The 18,712-nt window shown below is 38.3% G+C and carries 21 protein-coding genes; 7 read left to right on the forward strand and 14 right to left on the reverse strand.

The genetic code is table 11. The annotated features are described in order from the left end of the window. Positions 1-470: 470 nt before the first annotated feature. The 3 genes from DIS06_RS17070 to DIS06_RS17080 all read right to left on the reverse strand — a co-directional run bounded on the left by DIS06_RS17070 (position 471) and on the right by DIS06_RS17080 (position 1,420). Positions 471-731 carry a metal-sensitive transcriptional regulator gene (locus tag DIS06_RS17070; RefSeq protein WP_110114442.1) on the reverse strand — a complete coding sequence of 87 codons (261 nt, stop codon included), beginning with the start codon at positions 729-731 and terminating at the stop codon, positions 471-473. A gap of 5 nt (positions 732-736) precedes the next feature. Next, entirely contained in the window at positions 737-1,084 is a 348-nt protein-coding gene (locus tag DIS06_RS17075) for a rhodanese-like domain-containing protein (protein WP_110114443.1), read from the reverse strand. Positions 1,085-1,171: 87 nt separating this feature from the next. Then, positions 1,172-1,420: a YueH family protein gene (locus DIS06_RS17080; RefSeq protein ID WP_110114444.1), complete on the reverse strand. Its 249-nt coding sequence runs from the start codon at positions 1,418-1,420 to the stop codon at positions 1,172-1,174. Between the two features lie 237 nt (positions 1,421-1,657). On the opposite strand from DIS06_RS17080, the gene DIS06_RS20785 reads away from it, so the two are divergent. Next, positions 1,658-1,786 carry a hypothetical protein gene (locus tag DIS06_RS20785; protein WP_275425439.1) on the forward strand — a complete coding sequence of 43 codons (129 nt, stop codon included), beginning with the start codon at positions 1,658-1,660 and terminating at the stop codon, positions 1,784-1,786. 138 nt (positions 1,787-1,924) lie between these two features. Here DIS06_RS20785 and DIS06_RS17085 read toward each other — a convergent pair whose 3' ends face one another. The 3 genes from DIS06_RS17085 to DIS06_RS17095 all read right to left on the reverse strand — a co-directional run bounded on the left by DIS06_RS17085 (position 1,925) and on the right by DIS06_RS17095 (position 6,224). Next, complete coding sequence (locus DIS06_RS17085; protein ID WP_110114445.1) at positions 1,925-4,696, reverse strand: PAS domain-containing hybrid sensor histidine kinase/response regulator; 2,772 nt, start codon at positions 4,694-4,696, stop codon at positions 1,925-1,927. Positions 4,697-4,769: 73 nt separating this feature from the next. Further along, positions 4,770-5,132, reverse strand: coding sequence for a YidH family protein (locus DIS06_RS17090; protein WP_110114446.1), 363 nt, complete (start codon positions 5,130-5,132; stop codon positions 4,770-4,772). A gap of 306 nt (positions 5,133-5,438) precedes the next feature. Then, positions 5,439-6,224, reverse strand: a complete 786-nt coding sequence (locus tag DIS06_RS17095; RefSeq protein ID WP_110114447.1) for a sulfite exporter TauE/SafE family protein — start codon at positions 6,222-6,224, stop codon at positions 5,439-5,441. Positions 6,225-6,431: 207 nt separating this feature from the next. Between DIS06_RS17095 and DIS06_RS17100 the strand changes: the two genes are divergently transcribed. Beyond that, complete coding sequence (locus DIS06_RS17100) at positions 6,432-7,004, forward strand: GNAT family N-acetyltransferase (protein ID WP_110114448.1); 573 nt, start codon at positions 6,432-6,434, stop codon at positions 7,002-7,004. Between the two features lie 22 nt (positions 7,005-7,026). Here DIS06_RS17100 and DIS06_RS17105 read toward each other — a convergent pair whose 3' ends face one another. Further along, the gene (locus tag DIS06_RS17105; RefSeq protein ID WP_110114449.1) at positions 7,027-7,743 is read right to left on the reverse strand and encodes a hypothetical protein; all 717 of its coding nucleotides are present in this window, start codon (positions 7,741-7,743) and stop codon (positions 7,027-7,029) included. A 235-nt stretch (positions 7,744-7,978) separates the two neighbouring features. On the opposite strand from DIS06_RS17105, the gene DIS06_RS17110 reads away from it, so the two are divergent. Beyond that, entirely contained in the window at positions 7,979-8,413 is a 435-nt protein-coding gene (locus DIS06_RS17110; protein WP_110114450.1) for a hypothetical protein, read from the forward strand. Between the two features lie 354 nt (positions 8,414-8,767). On the opposite strand, the gene DIS06_RS17115 is transcribed toward DIS06_RS17110, so the two are convergent. Continuing rightward, positions 8,768-11,119: a penicillin acylase family protein gene (locus DIS06_RS17115; protein WP_110114451.1), complete on the reverse strand. Its 2,352-nt coding sequence runs from the start codon at positions 11,117-11,119 to the stop codon at positions 8,768-8,770. 191 nt (positions 11,120-11,310) lie between these two features. Next, positions 11,311-11,775 carry an NUDIX domain-containing protein gene (locus DIS06_RS17120; protein ID WP_110114452.1) on the reverse strand — a complete coding sequence of 155 codons (465 nt, stop codon included), beginning with the start codon at positions 11,773-11,775 and terminating at the stop codon, positions 11,311-11,313. Positions 11,776-12,060: 285 nt separating this feature from the next. Here DIS06_RS17120 and DIS06_RS17125 point away from each other — a divergent pair, with 285 nt between their 5' ends. Further along, on the forward strand, positions 12,061-12,693 hold the full coding sequence (locus DIS06_RS17125) for a YitT family protein (RefSeq protein ID WP_110114453.1): 633 nt from the start codon (positions 12,061-12,063) through the stop codon (positions 12,691-12,693). 80 nt (positions 12,694-12,773) lie between these two features. Here DIS06_RS17125 and DIS06_RS17130 read toward each other — a convergent pair whose 3' ends face one another. Continuing rightward, positions 12,774-13,775, reverse strand: coding sequence for an NADP-dependent oxidoreductase (locus DIS06_RS17130; protein WP_110114454.1), 1,002 nt, complete (start codon positions 13,773-13,775; stop codon positions 12,774-12,776). Between the two features lie 124 nt (positions 13,776-13,899). Between DIS06_RS17130 and DIS06_RS17135 the strand changes: the two genes are divergently transcribed. Next, the gene (locus DIS06_RS17135) at positions 13,900-14,130 is read left to right on the forward strand and encodes a hypothetical protein (protein ID WP_110114455.1); all 231 of its coding nucleotides are present in this window, start codon (positions 13,900-13,902) and stop codon (positions 14,128-14,130) included. Positions 14,131-14,396: 266 nt separating this feature from the next. Here DIS06_RS17135 and DIS06_RS17140 read toward each other — a convergent pair whose 3' ends face one another. The 4 genes from DIS06_RS17140 to DIS06_RS17155 all read right to left on the reverse strand — a co-directional run bounded on the left by DIS06_RS17140 (position 14,397) and on the right by DIS06_RS17155 (position 17,241). Further along, positions 14,397-14,831, reverse strand: a complete 435-nt coding sequence (locus DIS06_RS17140; RefSeq protein ID WP_110114456.1) for a hypothetical protein — start codon at positions 14,829-14,831, stop codon at positions 14,397-14,399. 93 nt (positions 14,832-14,924) lie between these two features. Next, on the reverse strand, positions 14,925-15,668 hold the full coding sequence (locus DIS06_RS17145) for an amino acid ABC transporter ATP-binding protein (RefSeq protein ID WP_110114457.1): 744 nt from the start codon (positions 15,666-15,668) through the stop codon (positions 14,925-14,927). A 13-nt stretch (positions 15,669-15,681) separates the two neighbouring features. Beyond that, positions 15,682-16,344, reverse strand: a complete 663-nt coding sequence (locus DIS06_RS17150; RefSeq protein WP_110114458.1) for an amino acid ABC transporter permease — start codon at positions 16,342-16,344, stop codon at positions 15,682-15,684. Between the two features lie 114 nt (positions 16,345-16,458). Beyond that, positions 16,459-17,241 (reverse strand): transporter substrate-binding domain-containing protein, encoded by a 783-nt coding sequence (locus DIS06_RS17155; protein WP_110114459.1) that lies wholly within the window; start codon positions 17,239-17,241, stop codon positions 16,459-16,461. A gap of 307 nt (positions 17,242-17,548) precedes the next feature. Here DIS06_RS17155 and DIS06_RS17160 point away from each other — a divergent pair, with 307 nt between their 5' ends. Continuing rightward, positions 17,549-18,070, forward strand: a complete 522-nt coding sequence (locus DIS06_RS17160; RefSeq protein WP_110114460.1) for a GNAT family N-acetyltransferase — start codon at positions 17,549-17,551, stop codon at positions 18,068-18,070. Positions 18,071-18,072: 2 nt separating this feature from the next. After that, positions 18,073-18,624 (forward strand): GNAT family N-acetyltransferase, encoded by a 552-nt coding sequence (locus DIS06_RS17165; RefSeq protein ID WP_110114461.1) that lies wholly within the window; start codon positions 18,073-18,075, stop codon positions 18,622-18,624. The last annotated feature ends 88 nt before the right edge of the window (positions 18,625-18,712 follow it).

An 18,712-nucleotide genomic window follows, 5' to 3' on the forward strand; every position in this document is an offset into this window, starting at 1 on the left:
TCCATCTCTGTCTATGGATAAACGTCCTTGTTTTTTCTATAGGTAATTAGCTTATACTTTAAAAACCTTTTGTATATAAAGCAATGAATGCTCTATGCGTAAAATTGACACTAGACAGTTACGAAGAAAAACAACCTGTTTATGTGACACAAAGAAACGCCCTTAAATCATTCGAAGGTAGCGTTTTGTTTTTGGAGGTCTAAATCTAAAACTAGATGACTCCTTTTCTACCTTTACTTTTTAAGATTGTAAAAAAGAGGGTGGGACATAACAAAATGATTCCTTCTCAAAAACGAACAATGCCGTTTCTATCACCGTTAGGTTACAACAACAAGTTCGTTCCATTTCGCTCCATTCCACTATTCTTTTAAACTTGTTTTTCAAATCAAAAATATCCGAACTATAAAGAGTATATAACTCAAAATAGTTCGGATATCTTATCGACTGAAACATTTATGTCCCAACCTCTTTTATCGACTTTTCACAAGCAAGCTAATCGCTTCTTCTACAATTTTTGCTGTTTCTTCTCCTGCTTCTTGTCGTTCAAGAATGCACTGTTCAAGGTTAGTCGCCACAATTTGAGCGATCGTACGGTCCACTGCACTACGAACAGCTGATAATTGAGTGACAACATCTTTGCAGTTTTTATCTTCTTCCATCATGCGTAACACGCCTCGCACTTGACCTTCAATTCGTTTTAATCGATTTTTCGTTTGATCTGTATATTCCATCTTTTTCATCCTTTCATTTGTAGCTCTTGCGCACACCAGTAACCTTTCACGTGATACCCGTACTTTTTCAATTGACGAATACTTAAGTTACGCGTAAGCGCATCAGGTACAATTACAACCACTTCTTTTGATGGAATGGCATGATGGTGTCTCGCTAAATATGGAAGTGGAATGTGTACGGCTTGTTGACAAGGCTCTTTTTTCATCTCATGAAAATGGCGAACATCTACGTATGAAATAGTACGTGATGAACAATCTAATGACTGTACTTTTTTAATTCCGTGAACCGGTACATATCGCTTATATAAAACCAACAATAAGAAAGTTGTGATAACTATTAATACAACTATCATTGTATCCTCCTAGACCATAAATTATACCCCTACCTGTATATTATCGAATCAAAAGAGTAACTGTCAACAAAAGGATACTCAAATCAATTACATTTCACGCACCCAAAAGTTAATCTTATTCGTCAGCTCTATTGCTGTCTCTTCACTCACACGTTTAGATAAAGAAGAAACTAAGCGATCTTTACATGTATCCATGTCTTCTTCATATGAAATAACGGTTGCCCACTCAATATCTGGAATGGCAATTAATGTGTACTCTTCTTTCTTATTTTCATGAACAAATACTTGTTCAATCCACTTATCCTCAAGACGAATATTAGCTTTACGAATTTTCATATGTAACAAACTCCTTACTATAATTATCTTTATACGCTTCATCATAATACGTTTTGCACCATTTGACCATAAATCCACACCATTTTCAGCTAAAAAACACCTTCTCTTTTTTGTCAATTGCTACAGGAATTTTACTATTTTGTGAATTTTTCAAAGTATTCTTGTTTCCACGTCACTTTTTTATTATGATAAAGATGTAGTTAACGATCTATCTGTTATGGAGGATGATTACATATAATGAATCAACCACGTGTTGAAATAAGCAAAAAGCGAAAGCAGTTTGTTGAAAAACTAAAGCTTAAAGGAATTAAGATTGAATTAACAAAACCTCGATCACAATTTTCAACTCTTTCTCTTTCCAAATAACATCTTTTGTCTAACCTCAACTATTCGCCATACAATGAAATTAAATGAAAGCTGTATCAATAGAGAGTTCAGCCCTCATTCGATACAGCTTTTTGTGAAACCATTATAACATAGCCACAGAATCGTTAATTTACCCGCTTAAACCTCGGTATTAACTGATAAATAACAAGTGCACACCTCGACTAAATACTCAACATCAAATGGCTTTTTAATATATTCCGCACATCCTAGCTCTTTTGCTTTTTGAATGGTGGTAGCCATCGCATCAGCACTCACTGCAATGATTGGGATATGTCGGAACTCTTCATTTCGCTTTAACATCTTAACGATTTCAAACCCTGATCCATCAGGTAAATCTAAATCTAATAAAATTAAATGTGGCGGCGTTTCAAATATAACACGTATGCCTTCTTTCACCGTTTTTGCATTCAAAAGCGAAATCGTAGGCATCTGTTTTAACACATGATTCATCAACTCAATGTTACATTCTTTATCTTCAATATATAAAATGGTTTGATGATTTAATTGCTTAATAGACGCTTGACTATGACTTTGAAGCTTGATTGGTTCACGATAAGTAAACGGTTTGATTTTGTTATATGATAAAGTGAATGTACTACCTTTTCCATATGTACTCTCAACATGTACATGCCCGCCCATCGCTTCTGTCATACGTTTTACAAGAGCTAAACCAATTCCAGTACCTTCACGTTTTCTCCCCGCGTCTTCAAATCTTGTAAACGGAACAAAAATGTCTTCTATATACTCTCTTTTTATCCCCACACCGGTGTCTTGAAACACCACTTCTACTTGACCATTTCGGCCATGAAACGACACCATTAGTATCCCTTTTTTTCGATTGTATTTAATGCCGTTTGATAATAAATTTAAAAACACTTGCTTAAGACGGGTCGAATCCGCCATAATCATTATTTCTTGTTCCAAAACGTTTTCATCAAAACAAACGTTCACTTCACAATCTAATGCGAATGGTTGAATAAGCTTCAACGCTTCTTTTAGCACATCCCCCACATTTACTTGCTCCATCTGAAGTTGTAAATGACCAGACTCAACTCGCGAGAAATCAAGAATATCATTAATAAGCGTTAGCAAATGACGACCTGACCGTAAGATTTTTTGGACCTTCTCTCGCTGTGAAGGCAAAAGCGGCTCGCGACGATTTCCTTCGAGTATTTGCGAAAATCCTAAAATCGAATTTAAAGGTGTCCGAAGCTCATGGCTCATCATTAATAAAAAGTTCATCTTAGCATGATTTGCTTTTTCAGCTTCGTTTTTCGCTGTTCGTAATGATTCTTCCATCTTCTTTCGCTTTGTAATATCACGGTAAATAAATATATGACCAATTTGCTCCCCATCCATCATAAATGGCGTATAGTCTTGCTCCACTGTTTTTCCGTTCAGTAAGGCATATTCCATGTTTAGCACTTGTTTCTTCTCAGCAATCACTTTGCTGATTCGACTTTCAAACATCTCATAATCGACAAACAGTTTTCTTCCTAAGTTCATCTTTTCTTCAAGTGAAAGAGTAAACAATTCTTCTGAATCGGTCGTTGAACTGAATACATCTTTCATTTGTTTATTGATAAGTAAAACATCATGATGGATGTTCGATACTTTTACCCCAACAGGGATGTTATTAATAATTGTGTTCACTAACTTATGAGAAGCACGTAGTTCTTGCTGCTGTTTCTTTTGAGTTGTAATGTCTTTTCCGATTAAATAAAATCCTTCTAGTTCTCCATCGATTAAAATAGGACTAGATACGAGTTCAAAGTGTAGAATTTCCTTATTTTTCGTTTGCAAGCGTACTTCTGTTTGATTTTTTGCATACGCATTGTTAAAAAATTGGTGCCACGCAACTTGGTCGTCTTGATGCACAACTAAATGAAAAAACTGATGCGTTAATTCGTCTAATGAATAACGAAGGATCGTTGTCATTGTTTCATTTACCGAAACCATTTGCCCACTTAAATTTAAGCGACAGACTAAATGAGGATTAAATGCAAATAAGGATTGGTCCATTTGACGATTTTGCATCAATGCCTTTTCTTTCGCTTTTCTCTCGCTTATATCACGGCCGATTAATAAAACATGCACTTCTTTTCCAACTTCAATGGTTGTGCCTGTAAATTCGACCGGTACCTTTTTCCCGTTCAATGTTTGACAAACTAACTCCCCCGTTACAACTCCTCGTTCAATTAACGATGTGACTTGACTTTCTACATAGGGGATATAATCTTGATCGAAAAAGGACAGAAAATCCGTTTGCATTAGTTGTTCTTTTGTCGCTTCTAATATATGTTCAGCACTTTTATTCGCTTCAATAATGGTGAATGGGTCACTAAGCTTTGTAATCACAATCCCATCGTGGGCTTGTTCTAATAAGCTTCGAAACAACTTTTCTTTGTCTGCTAACTTCTTTTGTATCCGCCTTTGCTCGGTTACATCTCGAACAATCGCTAGGCCCACATGTTGAAAGACATTCAATTGAACGACTAAGTCAATTAATCGTTCTTTCCCATTTGGTAATTGCATCAACATTTCTGTTCGTACTTCGCCATCTGTTAATAAAGTTTTTAAGCTTGCCTTACACTGATTTTGCCATGAAGGTGCAATAAATGTTGTTAAATTCGTTTTTAATATTTCTTCTTCTGTCATATCAAACAGGTCACACAACGCTTTATTCACATACAGATATGTAAAGTCATTTCGACTATCAAATAAAATCGTGCCGTCTAATGCCCGATCAAAGATGAAACGAAATCCAAAACGATCCATATCACTCAAGGTGTTTCCCTCTCCTTGAAGTTGAAGCTGTTTTTTATATGTATCCCGCTCGTTGCGCAGTTGATCATTTTCTTTTTTTAATCGCTCTAATTCTAAAAGCATAATTGCTAACTCCTCATCCCATAATGGCTTTATTTTATAATGAGTTAACAAACCAAACAATAACAATGTTGTATTAAGTTGTAAAAAAGTATAAACCTAACAACAAAATGAGAAGCACAAGGGACATGGAGATTACAACAACTGAAGTAGAAGCAGAACGAAATGAACCTTCGTTAATATCTGACCGCTTTTTCATATAATTAAAAGTGGCAAAGAAAATTATAAATACCCCGATAGAAGTAGATGCAATCATCATAAGGACTGTTATATTCTCACTAATAATACTCCCTTCACCAAAGAAGTTGACATATAAACTAACGGCTAAAAATGCCATCCCTACTACCGAAATTGCCGTTCGAATCCACGCTAAGTACGTTCGCTCATTTGCTAAATGTTGCTGAATGTACTTCGATTCATCGACTGATTGCTGCTTCATTTACAATACTCCCTTCTTTTTACACAAACACAACAAACACAACTTATATTTATCTTCCCTATTGAACTAAGAAGCATTCTTTGTTTCATCCTCGATTTACAAAAAATGAACACGTTTTTCCTGTTTTAAGCTTCAAATAACTACCTTTAAAAACAACAACCTTTTAGAGAAACGTAAAGTAAAAAGCCTTAACATTTCTTGAGTAGGAACGTTAAAGCTTTAGAGGATTATTCACTTTCATGTCTCGCCAATTATTGTGGCGAGATTGACTCCACTTTGTCATCTAAAGAAGCAAGCAAGGCCTTTTTAGTGAATGCTTTTTTGAAACAAATCAAACCAAATTTTAAGAGATGTGGCCATAATGACAAGTGCTAAAATAACTTGCAGAGACTTGGTTTTTGTTTTTTGACCAACATAAGCCCCTAATGGAGCAGCTATAAGACTTGCCAAAACAATCATAAGTGCAGGTAAAAAGAGAACTTGTCCAGTTGAGACTTTTCCAATTGTTACTCCCACCGAAGAAATGCCTGTAATGGCAAGTGAACTCGCAATCGTTACTCGTACCGGTATCCCTAACACAGACATCATGATCGGAACAAGTAAAAATGCGCCTCCCGCCCCTACAATACCCCCTCCAATTCCTACAAGAAACGAAAGAGAAATAGCAAGTGGCTTTGAAAATGTAAATTGTTCATGATTCGATTGCTGTTTCTTCGGAAGAAATAATAGAAAAGCAGCCATGGTTGCCATAATGGCATACACAAAGTTAATGACCTCTTCTTCAATATGAAAAGAAGCTGTGCTACCAATTAAACTTCCTATAAGAACACTTGAGCCCATGAATAAAATGAGCGGAAGATGCAAATATCCTTGTTTTCGATACGAAAGCGCACCAATGATTGAAGCAGACAATGCTTGTATGGCACCAATACCTGCTACATCATGTGCTTGAAACATTCCTACGCCTAGCATAGAAGGAACGAACAGCAAAAGCGGATATAAAATGACAGAGCCGCCAATTCCAAGCATGCCTGCTAAAAATGAGCCAATAAAACCAATACCAAATATCGTGATAAGTAAATCAAGTTCCATGCCATCACCTACTACCTTGCACTTCTTTTTTGTATTGTGCAAGTTATGATTCTTCCTTATGTATCTAAACACATTACATTTTGATTACAATCTTAGTGTAACATGTATTCATTAAGAAATTGTTAAACAAAATCAAATAAGAAAGTTCTTATTATTCTTTCTTTTTATGATAAGATAGAAAGAAATGTCAGTAGGTGGGGTATCCAAATGTTTGAGCTTAAAATTAATGAAGATATTACATTAAAGCTTGTCGAACAACACGATGCTGCTTTATTAATACAATTGATTGATGAATCTAGAACGTACTTACGTAAATGGCTACCATGGGTGGATAGCACGCAACAAGCATCTGACTACGACGACATCATTCCTCAATGGTACAATCAGTACTTAGATAACCAAGGATTTCAAGCGATTATTTTGTATCAAAACAAAGTCGCTGGAATGGTTGGCTTCCACGGCATTAATTGGGCCAATCAAAATACAAGTATAGGATATTGGATAGGAGAACGCTTTCAAAATAAAGGAATTATGACAAAAGCAGTAATTGGCTGCCTTGCTTATGCATTTGATACGTTAGGATTACATCGAGTGGAGATTCGTTGCGGCATGGAAAATGTAAAAAGTCGTGCGATCCCAGAACGACTCGGCTTTACCTATGAAGGCACCGCACGTGATGGAGAGTATCTTTATGATCATTATCATGACTTAGCAGTTTATAGTCTCCTCTCACATGAATGGGACACACTTCAGCTAAAGAATGCTATCACTTCTTCTTAAGGGCTAGGATTCCTGCCCTTTTTTATTGTCCCTCTTCATCCCAATCCTCATCATCTAACAAAATAATACCTGCATGGGGGTCAATAACGGGGGTATACGCTTTTAAAAATTGATGAAGGTGAGTGGCGAGCTCCGTTAACTGTTGAACGTGAGAAGCTTCTTCTTGTTCGGAAAGTCGCTCTGATTTAAAAATGAGCTCGTAGTTTGGGTGTTCAATGCTAATCATATAAAGTCCACCTTCTAACACATAAAAACACAATTTCGGACCTGTACGACTATATGATATGTACATATCCATATGGTAGTCATGTTTACCTTGAGATACTTTTACACCACCATTTTGCTTGTCAATCCACTGACCAATATCTTGCATCAATGACCAACCAAAATGTTCAATCTTCAGCTCTTCGGTTTCTCCATCCAAGCTCCCATGATAAATCGCATCTTTTAACGTTAGCCACTCAGACCAAAAAAACGCTTTTTGAAAAAGGGACGGTGCCGTTGTTGATTGAATGGTCGGTCCATAATGATGAAATGAAATTTTCTCGTAAAATCCACTCTCTTCAAATTCCCAATAATACGTTAACGTTGCATCTGGTTTCACGACAAAAGAAGCGAGCGGAACAATTGCATATGCTCGTTGGTCACCTGTTTGCACTTCGTGAGCAAGTGGAGGCATGTTGTTTTGTTTTCTGAATGCCAAAAATTCACTCCATGTAAATCGATGAAAAATCGCCATACGTATTCCCTCCTTTTTCACCTATCACTACGATATTAACGTAGGACACCATTTAGAAGTTAAGACACGCTAAACAATGTGTTTGAGGCGGTTTCCTTTACCTTTTTACTCGATAAACAAGTTGTAAGAACGCATAGAATTCCACTGACGGTTACTTGCTTTCACTTGTCTCTTTTTCCCCTCTGCTTGAATATACATATGAAACAATCATATTGTATGTTTAGGAGTGTTTAAGTTGTTTTCATTACATGTCATGCATTTTTTAGTCCCCATTTTATTCTTTCTTTACCTCTTGCTCATTGATTGCTTTGATCTTTATCCTTGGAATGACCTCGATCGAAAAAGCAAGTGTTCTCATCGGTTAGATTTGTTCATTTACTACGTACCAACAGCTCTGGTGATTGCTTGCCATTATACCCGCTTCGACACCGCTTTAATATGGGCTTTCACGCTTACATGGTTTATGTTTCTCTTTTATGTGCTCACTTGGTGGGTTCCGTACTTGTTTGGTGCCTCTGCATCAAGAAAAAGAGCGTTCACTTATCAATATGGGCGGACATCACGCGTTTTACCAGCGATAAAAGATCATCCTATACCTGATAATCAACATATTTGGGTTGGGATATGGCTTGTGTTGATGCTTGTGACTCAATGGTTTACGATGAAGTGAATGAGCCTCTTCTAGGTGAGATTTCCACTAAAAAACGGAGGTGGGACATAACGAAATGATTCCTTCTCCAAAACGAACAATGACGTTTCTATCATGGTTAGGTTACAACAACAAGTTCGTTCCATTGCGCTCCAGCCACCCGCTTTCCGGGGGGAGGAACCTGAGTCTCCTCGTTCCTACGGGGCCTCAGCCTTTCCTCTATTTCTCGTAGGAGTCGAGTGTCCTACGCTCCATTTCATTATTCTTTTAAACTTGTTTTTCCAACCAATAAAAATATCCGAACTATCAAAAGTATTCAACCCAAAATAGTTCGGATATCCTACCAACTGAAACACTTATGTTCCAGCCTCTTTTTTAATATGGTAGTAACGTTAAAGTTTCACCTTCAACACTTTTTATGTCCGTTTCATGGTAATAACCGTTAACCCATGCTTTTGTTTGATTGCTGTACCACTTACTTTTCACGTGACCAGACTGACCAGGTCCAACAAGGTGATAGCCTTTACTTGTATCGTTCATGTCAATAACAAATCGCCATGAGCCGCCGTGATTGACTATGCCTGTCTCGTCATTCCATCCAACTGCTTGTACAGTCACACGACTGCCGTCAACTGGTAACGGTGCTTCACGGTTAAAAATTGGCTTTAACATCGGTACGCTTGATAGCGGATGAGCAAATACGATTTGGTGATAATCGCCCCATTTCCACGCTTCAACTTTACTACCAAACTCTGTTGTTAAATCCTTAATGGTCTGAGTGAGCGATGTTTTCAACACTTGCTCTAATCCACCTTGATCCTCAATCCACGCAACACGCTCTCCTTTGTGACTTTTACGGAGCAACTCATCAATGATTTGTCCCCGACCTTTAAATAAGTTTAACAGTTCTGGTGAAAGTTCTTTTTCAAACAACACATCATCAATTTCTTTCATCCAACGGTGAAAAATAAGCGGAGCAGCTACGTTCGCACGGTCTTCATAATTCCATTTCTTTAACTGCTGTAACGCTTCGTTCTCTTGTGAAGATAGTTCTGTGTGACGTAACTCATTCACAAACAATGGCACGAATTCTGCTGCCTGCAAATTGTATGGATCCATCTGTAACTGTTTCATATCTTCTACTGTCAACTTGGCTTTCTCGTTTAACACTTGTTGAATTCGCATTTGGCGATATGGCTGTGCCCACACGTGACTAATGTGATAAGGATAGCTATCACCCGCTACTTTATTGTTCGCTGTTGAAATGAATCCTTCTTTTGGATTCACAGTACGTGGAAGTTCATCGAATGGAATAAACCCTTCCCACTCATACTCATCTGTCCAACCTGGCACAGGCAGTATTCCATCTCCCTTTTTCCGAATTGGAATGCGTCCATTTGCTTTGTATGCAATCGTGCCATCTTTATGAGCAAATACAAAATTTTGCGCTGGGGTGTGAAACTGCTCAAGTGCATCTTCAAATTCATCCCAACTTTTTGCTTTGTTCATGTTTAAGACCGCTTCTAATTCATTGGACGAATCGAGCGCTGTCCACCTTAACGAAAATACGGTATTGTCTTTATTTTCATAAGCAAACTCTGATAAAACAGGACCATGACGGGTAATCGTTACTTCATACGGAATGGTTTGACCATCTTTGACATCAATTGGTTCTGAAATTATTTCTGCTTTTTCCCACTTGTCATTATAGAGAAATTCATCTTTTTTATCTGGGTTTCGTTTTTCAATATATAAATCTTGCACATCTGGCCCCGTGTTCGTGACTCCCCAAGCAATTGTGTCATTGTGACCTAAAATAATGCCAGGAATCCCCGCAAAAATGACACCACTTACATTTAAGTCATTGGTTTGTAGATGCGTTTGATACCATATCGATGGTGTTGCGAGCGATAAGTGCGGATCATCTGCTAAAATTGGCTTTCCTGATGCACTTTTCTCGCCACTTACAACCCAGTTATTGCTACCGTTGAATTCTGGTGGAATGACCGCTGTTGCGAAGCTTTTCTCAACATCCACCGTTCCTTCTTGAACAATGGTTGGTGCATCTTTCGGATACGCAGGAAACAACTCATACGCTTTTTCTTTCGGAAATTGGTTAAGAAGTTCATAACGAAAGGCTTGACCTTGCCAGTGACCTCCTAAATCAAATGCCATGTATTTTCCTATTGTCAGCGAATCAATAGGCGTCCATTTCTCTGGCTTGTAGCCTAGAAGAGTAAATTCGACAGGTAATGGATGTTGCTCTAAGTAAGCGTTGACTCCGTCTGCGTACCACTTTAAAATTTGTTTCCCTTCTTTTGAGTACATATCATGTGAATCAGCTGCTGCTCTTCTTAACCCTAGGGTGCGAAAATATTTATCTCGATCAATGGCTGCTTCTCCGACAACTTCACTTAATCGTCCAGACGCTTGTCGTCGACTTAAATCCATTTGAAAGATGCGGTCTTGAGCTGTAACAAAGCCTTGTGCAACATACAGGTCATGTTCACTTTTTGCTTTAATATGAGGAACTCCTTGTTCATCGCGTGTGACGGTTACAGGATGTTTAAGCCCTGGTATATGGAGCGTACCTGAAATTTGTGGAGCAGAACGTGACACGTACCAATCAATCGCAAACATTGCACCTAAGCTAATCATCATGAAAGCAGTAAGAGTCCATAAACCGGTACGTAACGCCCTTTTCTTTTTATGCAGCAAAACTTCCATCTTCATCCCCCCTACCGCTAACAGTTCGCTCTTATGTAACAAGTTCCTTCTACCTCTAATTATTTTTATAGCTAAAAAGAGGTCGGTGTGGACATTCTAAATCAACAAAAAAGATCTGAACGATCAATAGGGGTAACCTATGATAGTTCAGATCTATCACTCACAAAAAGACTTATGTCTTAGTCTCTTTTTTAATTTGTATCACCGATATATGTAGGTACGTGCTCGCCAAATTGATAGCTCAGTATTAGTTGTTTAAGTACTGACGGGTACATTCTCTTTTCAAGTAGTTCATGAACAGAAATCCATTCCACCGCTAGTTGTCCCGGGTCCGGTAGCGCACCATTTTCAATAAATGATGTTTTGTCTTTTAATGTGCAATGATAAATAAATTCAACTTGATGAATGTGGTGATCATTGTCGAAAAACTCATGGTTTTTCCCAATATACTCACGTACAAACGCAAGCGGCCCGACCATTACTTCTACACCGATTTCTTCAATACATTCTCTTTGTAATGCAGCAATAATTGACTCTTGATAACCTTGTCCACCACCAGGAAGTGCATAATACTCCCCTTCTTCATCTTCATACTTTACTAGTAATACACGTTCATCTTCTACAATTAATGCTTTTGCTGAGTTGCGAATTCTCAACTCCCACACCCCCAATGTGTTCTCTGTAAAACTTCACATCCCATCTTTATTTTACTCTATTTCCAATTTACTTTGTGTAAAAACTTAGAAAATAGTCAAACACTCTCACAAATATCGTAAGTTTTCTAAAATGATAAAAATTTATGAAAATTCACCACTAGTGTCAGATTGTCTAACAACCCCCTTACAAAATTCTGTAAAATGTAGTAAAATAAGAACTGCAGTTTACGAGATTTTTCTATTAATGATTACTTTTAGTATAAATATACATAAAGGGGTATTATTATGAATTTAACAAAGCAATGGTTGCATATTGTATTTGGTTGCCTACTCGTGGCAATTGGCGTGTATCTATTAAATACGTCAAATCTAGTCATTGGTGGGACAGCTGGTCTTAGTATTATTTTGCAACATCTAACAAACATTTCGTTCGGCGTTCTCTTTTTCATTATTAATCTACCATTCTATTTTATGGCGATTACCCAAATTGGTTTACAATTTACGATTCGCAGCTTTATTAGTGTAAGTATTTTGTCTATTCTTTCGGATTTACTCGCTGCATTTGTCACAATTGAACTTCCACATCCACTTGTTGGAGCTATATCTGGGGGATTATTCGTTGGATTCGGATTGATTTTCCTATTCCGTAATGGGTCATCCTTAGGTGGAATTAACATGCTGTGTGTTTTCTTAGACAAACGCTTTGGAATCAATCCAGGTAAAACAATGTTTGCAACCGATGTGATCATTGTGGGATCAGCAACAGCGGTGTTCGGCATCGTACAAGTGCTTTATTCACTCGTTGGTATTTTTGTCATGAGTACAGTACTTGGGCGTTACCACAAGAAATCGCCAATCGAACAAAACAACAAACAGTTTGAAGAAGAAGCAGCGTACGGGCGTGAGAGTCAAGCTTAATCATTGAACAAGATTTACTACTTTAAGGTACCAAAAAGAGCATGACGCCAAAACCGTCATGCTCTTTTTGTGCCACTCTTTTATTCGTCAGCCACTTTTACGAGCTGCTTACCTAAATTATCACCTGTAAATAACCCTAAGAACGCACTTGGTACGTTTTCAAAACCTTCTACGATGTTTTCACTATATTTAAGCTTTCCTTGTTGTACCCACTCACCTAACTGTTTCACACCTTCAGGGAAGCGTTCAGCATAATCACCGACGATAAATCCTTTCATAAGTGCGCTATTAATCAGCAATTGACCTTGAACGCGTGGACCAACGTCTGCTTTCTCAAGGTTGTAAAGAGCAATTTGTCCGCATAGTGGAATACGCGCGAATTTATTTAACTGACTTGTGACAGCGTCAGAAATTTCGCCGCCGACGTTATCAAAGTACACGTCAACCCCATTTGGGCACGCATCTTTTACAGCTTGTTTCACATCGTCTTCTTTATAGTTAATCACAGCATCAAAGCCTAGTTCATCTTTTAAGTAATCGATTTTTTCTTGTGATCCAGCAATACCAACCACACGAGCCCCTTTAATTTTCGCGATTTGTCCGACTAAACTTCCAACCGCTCCGGCCGCTCCTGATACGACAACCGTTTCACCTTCTTTTGGTTGACCAATATCAAGTAAACCAAAATAAGCCGTTAAACCTGGCATACCTAATACACCAAGTGCCGTTGAAATTGGCGCAAGGTTTGGATCTACTTTTTGTAAATGTTTCGCTTTTGTTTTTGAATATCGTTTCCATTCTAAATAACCTGTTACGATTTCTCCTTCTTGGAACGAATCTGCTTTTGATTCGACAACTTTTCCGACAATCCCACCTGAAATTACTTCATGTAATTGAAACGGTGGGACATATGATTTTGTGTCGTTCATCCGACCGCGCATGTACGGGTCCACTGATAAATATAACGTTTTAACAAGTACCTCACCTTCGCTAATCGAAGGCATGTCCACCTTTTCAAATGTAAATGTTTGCTCAGTTGGCATTCCTTTTGGTCGCTCTGCTAATAGAATTTGTTCATTCATTGCGTTTCGCTCCTTTCAATGAACCATCGTGTGTTATCATGGTTACATTGATTATTGTAGTAGACTTGCATTCAAACATGCAAAAAATTTGATTCGATTTTCGAAATAAAAGAGGGAGAATATAATGGAATTAATTTACTGTAAGCGCAATGTTGTAAAAAAATTAAATGACTATGTAGAAGTTCACCCACCAGTTATTTTGTTTAAAGCAGGCAACCTTTATCCTGTTCATATTGACGTTGACCATAATTGGATCGCCACCGATGAAGAAGGTTGCAATCATATGGTAGCAGAACGAGCGAAAAACATAAACGATGATTATTGGTTTCAATTTCATTTTGACGTACGTTCATAACGTTCGACTTCATTGAAATACCCCCACTTACTCGTTTGGCTACGCCATCGACTCGCTTTCCGCGGGGAGGGAGCTAAGTCTTCTCGTGCTTGTGAGGCTTCAGCCTTTCCTCTATTTCCCGCAGGAATCGAGTGTCCTACGCTCCATTGCGCTATTCTTTTAAACTTGTTTTCTTAACCAACAAAAATATCCAATCTATCAAAAATATATAAATCACAATAGTTTGGATATATTATAAACTGAAAGACTCATGTCCCAGCTTTTTCTTACGTAATCGCATTAATCGATCTCGATTGTGCCGTTACATTTACGCCACTAGAAGATCGAACGAAAAATTGCAGTGTGACTGTATACGTATTCATTCCTTCCACAGTATTAAAATCAACCCATGTAAATGGAATTGAGTTAAATTGTGTAAACGCGACTGTTAAGACCGCTGCAGCTCCTTGTTGTAGCGTTTCCGTTGTCAGTGTTGTTCCGTTTCGTTTAATTCTCATTTGCACACCATATTGATAATTCGTCAATCCTAAAGGAATACGGGCTTCAATCTTTACATTCCCATCTACTTTCACAGGCTGATTCGCCACTTCTGTTCGAACAGGTAACGTTAATACTGTCGTTTCATTATTAAACGAAAGGTTTACATCTTCTTGTTGTTGTTCAAAAAACATATTGACACGACCTGGATTAAACCGCGGCATCGTCTCCACCTCATTTTCAGCATTGGTATATGTATATGGGGGTTTTTCCGTTATAGTAAAAAAAGTGACTCATTTAATTGAGCCACTTTTCACCTATTTCAGTTGCGTCGTTTTCAAAAACTCTTTCGTTCGTTCTTCTTTTGGTGATTCAAATAAGTCATTTGGGTGCCCGACTTCGACGATGCGACCGTCATTCATGTAGACAACCCAATCGGCTACTTCACGTGCAAACCCCATTTCATGTGTCACAACGATCATCGTCATGCCTTCTTTCGCTAACTCTTTCATGGTCGCAAGTACTTCTCCAACAAGCTCCGGGTCTAGTGCTGAAGTTGGTTCGTCGAACAACATAATATCTGGTTTCATCGCGAGTGCACGAGCGATGGCAACACGTTGCTTTTGCCCACCTGATAACTTACTTGGATACACATCCGCTTTATCAGCTAGTCCCACTTTTTTTAATAACTGCTTCGCTTGTTCTCTCGCTTCTGCTTTTGGCACTTTTTTTACGTATATTGGTGCTTCAATAACGTTTTCTAACACAGTTTTATGCGGAAATAAGTTAAAATGTTGAAACACCATTCCTACTTTTTGGCGCACTTTGTTTACATCATGTGTATGCAAATTGGTTTCTTCATCTTCAATGATAATCGAACCACTATCTTTTACTTCTAGAAAGTTTAAGCATCGTAAAAGGGTACTCTTTCCCGATCCACTCGCTCCTATTAAGCATACAACATCACTTTCTTGAACCGTCATGTCAATGTCTTTTAACACATGTAGATCCCCAAACGATTTATTCAGCTTCTCAACACGAATCATTTCTCTTTTTTCCATCATGTTTTCCCCCTTAATCACTTACCGCTAATTTCTTTTCCACTCCACGCACGATGAGTGTTAGTAACGCAACTAAAATGAGGTAGTACACCGCTACGATTAATAAGTACGTCATTTCATCAAAATTATTCGAACCAAGTGTCGTTGCTACACTAAACAACTCGTTCATCGAGATAAAGGCTGCTAAAGATGAATCTTTTAGTCCAATAATGAACTGATTACCTAGTGGTGGTAACGCACGGCGAAACGCTTGGGGTAAAATGATACGACGCATCGTCATACTTGCTGTCATCCCTAAAGAACGCCCTGCTTCCATCTGACCTTTATCAATGGATTGAATCGCTCCACGGAAGATTTCAGCAATGTATGCACCGTTATGAAACGCGAGTGCAAGCGACGCGGCCCAGAAATCGGGAAGTAAAAACAAGCTACTTAATCCAAAATACAACACGAAAATTTGCACGATTAGTGGTGTTCCTCGAACTAAATACACGTACACATCAGATATGTAACCTAATACTTTCACATTCGATATTTTTAAAAGAGCAAAAAATAAGCCAATGATAATCCCAAATAAAACAGATACAACTGTCAACTTCAATGTCACTTGCATCGCTTCAAAAAATAAGTCACGACTACTTACTAGTGTTTCAAAAAAATGGCTAAAGCTCGGCATCTAATCACCTCTTCAATTCTTATAATCTATGTATCACTCAAAAAAACAGCGGACTGGTAGCCAGTCACGCTGCTTCGGTTTTACATGTTTGCATCTGACTGAATCATGGTAGTGTTATTCTGGAAGAACGGTAATGTCTTCACCAAAGTACTTTTCACTAATTTCCTTTAATGTTCCGTCTTCGCGTAGCTTTTCAAGTGCTTTATCGATTTGTTTGACTAATTCTTCATTTCCTTTTGAAACGGCAATAGCTTGTTCACTTCGGCCAAGTAATTCACGACCTTCAATTTTATATCCTTCACCAATCGCTTCTTTTCCTGTGACAAAGTCGGTAATGACCGCATCATGTCGACCATCACTTAGTGCTCGAAGCGCGGTAATATCACTATCGTATTGTTTGATGTTATCTGTGTGTTCAGCAGCAGTACTTGCATACGTCGATCCTTTTGCAACAGCCACTTCTTTTCCTTTTAAGTCAGCAGCCACTTGAATATCACTATCGGATCTTGTGAAAATTTGAGGACCTGAATAGTAGTATGGAGTTGAGAACGCAACTTGCTCTTTACGCTCGTCATTAATCGTGTGACTGGCTACAGCCGCATCCACACGTCCTGATTTAACGCCTTCTATAATACTTGCAAACTTCATTTTTTTCGCTTCTGGCTCTAAGCCTAGTTCTTTTGCGACCGCTTCGCCTACTTCGACATCAAAGCCAGTCATTTCATTTCCTTCCATGTAGCTAAAAGGTTTGAATTCACCTGAAGCAGCAAATGTAAACTTTTCTTTATCGACGAGTTTCATACCGTCTCCGGTTTGTTCTTTTGCTCCGCACCCTGCTAATACCCCTGCAGCTAACGCGATTGATAAAAAGATACTTGTTTTCTTTTTCATCTTCATCGTTCTTCCATCTCCCCTTTTATGTATGTAGAATGAGCCTGTGTTATCGTAACGAATTATCGTCACCATAATCGGTTACCACTACTATAGCAAAATTTTTAAACTTTTACAAAATTCTGTTTTTATAAAAGACTTTTTTGTTTTCTTAATGACACTGTAAAATGTTGCTACATCAACCTTTACCTAACATTTGGTTAACAAAACTTTTTTTGTTCATTCGACTCCTTATTTCATATGCATACGCTTGTACAATTATGTGCGTTGCGTGTGGTATAATTTTCTATATCTACTAGATAGGAGCGCGTTTATGACCTCTTTTTTATTTCAAACGAACCGTCTGCAGTTACGCCACATGCTGACATCAGATGTCGAACACTTACTTCGTATTTTTTCTGATTCAAAAGTAATGACCCATTATCGACGCACAAAATCGAAAGAAGAAACAATCAAGTGGATTGACTGGACGCTTTATAACTATAAAGCGTACGGAGTTGGCATGTGGATCGTTGAAGAAAAAGACAGTGGGACATTTTTAGGTCAATGTGGCCTTGTGCCTCAAAAGGTAGAAGGTGCGGTTGCGATAGAACTGGGGTATTTATTTTTGCCTGCCGTTTGGAACAACGGGTACGCAACAGAAGCCGCTACTGCTGTGCGAGACTATGCATTTCAAGTTTTACAACTCGATGAAATCGTTTCCCTCATTGCTCCTGCAAACACCCCTTCCATTCGCGTTGCTGAAAAAATCGGCATGACTTGTGAAAAGGAAATAACGAAGTGGGATCAGAAAATACTGCTTTATAAACAAACCCCTCTTGAAAGGAAGACCTAACCATGCATTCAATTGAAAGTGAACGACTGATTATTCGTCCTTATTATGTAAGTGACTATCCACACTGGCTCGCCCAATACGAACAACGCCTTCCTTCTCAGCATAAATACGACGAAGGAAAGCTAGACATGAGCGCTTGCACAAAAGAATGGTTTCAAGAATTTGTTAAAAAAAATCAAGCATCCGCAAATGAGGATCGCTTGTACATTTTTGGCGTTTTTCATCAAGAAGCCTACACACATATTGGAGCAATTGACTTTTCAACATTGCTGCGAGACGATTTTCAATGGGCCCGCATCGGCTACCAAATTCATAACCACTTCTGGGGACAAGGCTACGGAAAAGAAGCCGTGAAATTAGCTTTACAACTAGGGTTTGAGCAACTGAACTATCATCGCATTGAAGCTCATATTAACCTTGATAACGACGCCTCAATCCATTTAGCTAAAAGCGTTGGGATGGAATATGAATGTACGAGAAAGAAGTTCATTTACGAAGATGGTGCGTGGACAGACAACTTGATTTATGTTAGAAATGCCGAAAAACCGATGTAAAACACGTGAAAAAAGCTCATTCAAACAAGATAGGGACTGACCCCTGTTTTTGAGACAGGGATCAAAACACCTTTTAAACAACCAGTTT

The sequence above is a fragment of the Bacillus sp. CGMCC 1.16541 genome (assembly GCF_003184905.1).
Classification (GTDB): Bacteria; Bacillota; Bacilli; order Bacillales; family Bacillaceae_H; genus Priestia.

Bases quoted from the DNA above. Each gene is read 5' to 3' on its own strand.
- DIS06_RS17070 (WP_110114442.1), bottom strand. From the start codon at position 731: ATGGAATATACAGATCAAACGAAAAATCGATTAAAACGAATTGAAGGT.
- DIS06_RS17075 (WP_110114443.1), bottom strand. From the start codon at position 1,084: ATGATAGTTGTATTAATAGTTATCACAACTTTCTTATTGTTGGTTTTA.
- DIS06_RS17080 (WP_110114444.1), bottom strand. From the start codon at position 1,420: ATGAAAATTCGTAAAGCTAATATTCGTCTTGAGGATAAGTGGATTGAA.
- DIS06_RS20785 (WP_275425439.1), top strand. From the start codon at position 1,658: ATGAATCAACCACGTGTTGAAATAAGCAAAAAGCGAAAGCAGTTTGTT.
- DIS06_RS17085 (WP_110114445.1), bottom strand. From the start codon at position 4,696: ATGCTTTTAGAATTAGAGCGATTAAAAAAAGAAAATGATCAACTGCGC.
- DIS06_RS17090 (WP_110114446.1), bottom strand. From the start codon at position 5,132: ATGAAGCAGCAATCAGTCGATGAATCGAAGTACATTCAGCAACATTTA.
- DIS06_RS17095 (WP_110114447.1), bottom strand. From the start codon at position 6,224: ATGGAACTTGATTTACTTATCACGATATTTGGTATTGGTTTTATTGGC.
- DIS06_RS17100 (WP_110114448.1), top strand. From the start codon at position 6,432: ATGTTTGAGCTTAAAATTAATGAAGATATTACATTAAAGCTTGTCGAA.
- DIS06_RS17105 (WP_110114449.1), bottom strand. From the start codon at position 7,743: ATGGCGATTTTTCATCGATTTACATGGAGTGAATTTTTGGCATTCAGA.
- DIS06_RS17115 (WP_110114451.1), bottom strand. From the start codon at position 11,119: ATGGAAGTTTTGCTGCATAAAAAGAAAAGGGCGTTACGTACCGGTTTA.
- DIS06_RS17125 (WP_110114453.1), top strand. From the start codon at position 12,061: ATGAATTTAACAAAGCAATGGTTGCATATTGTATTTGGTTGCCTACTC.
- DIS06_RS17130 (WP_110114454.1), bottom strand. From the start codon at position 13,775: ATGAATGAACAAATTCTATTAGCAGAGCGACCAAAAGGAATGCCAACT.
- DIS06_RS17135 (WP_110114455.1), top strand. From the start codon at position 13,900: ATGGAATTAATTTACTGTAAGCGCAATGTTGTAAAAAAATTAAATGAC.
- DIS06_RS17140 (WP_110114456.1), bottom strand. From the start codon at position 14,831: ATGCCGCGGTTTAATCCAGGTCGTGTCAATATGTTTTTTGAACAACAA.
- DIS06_RS17145 (WP_110114457.1), bottom strand. From the start codon at position 15,668: ATGGAAAAAAGAGAAATGATTCGTGTTGAGAAGCTGAATAAATCGTTT.
- DIS06_RS17150 (WP_110114458.1), bottom strand. From the start codon at position 16,344: ATGCCGAGCTTTAGCCATTTTTTTGAAACACTAGTAAGTAGTCGTGAC.
- DIS06_RS17155 (WP_110114459.1), bottom strand. From the start codon at position 17,241: ATGAAGATGAAAAAGAAAACAAGTATCTTTTTATCAATCGCGTTAGCT.
- DIS06_RS17160 (WP_110114460.1), top strand. From the start codon at position 17,549: ATGACCTCTTTTTTATTTCAAACGAACCGTCTGCAGTTACGCCACATG.
- DIS06_RS17165 (WP_110114461.1), top strand. From the start codon at position 18,073: ATGCATTCAATTGAAAGTGAACGACTGATTATTCGTCCTTATTATGTA.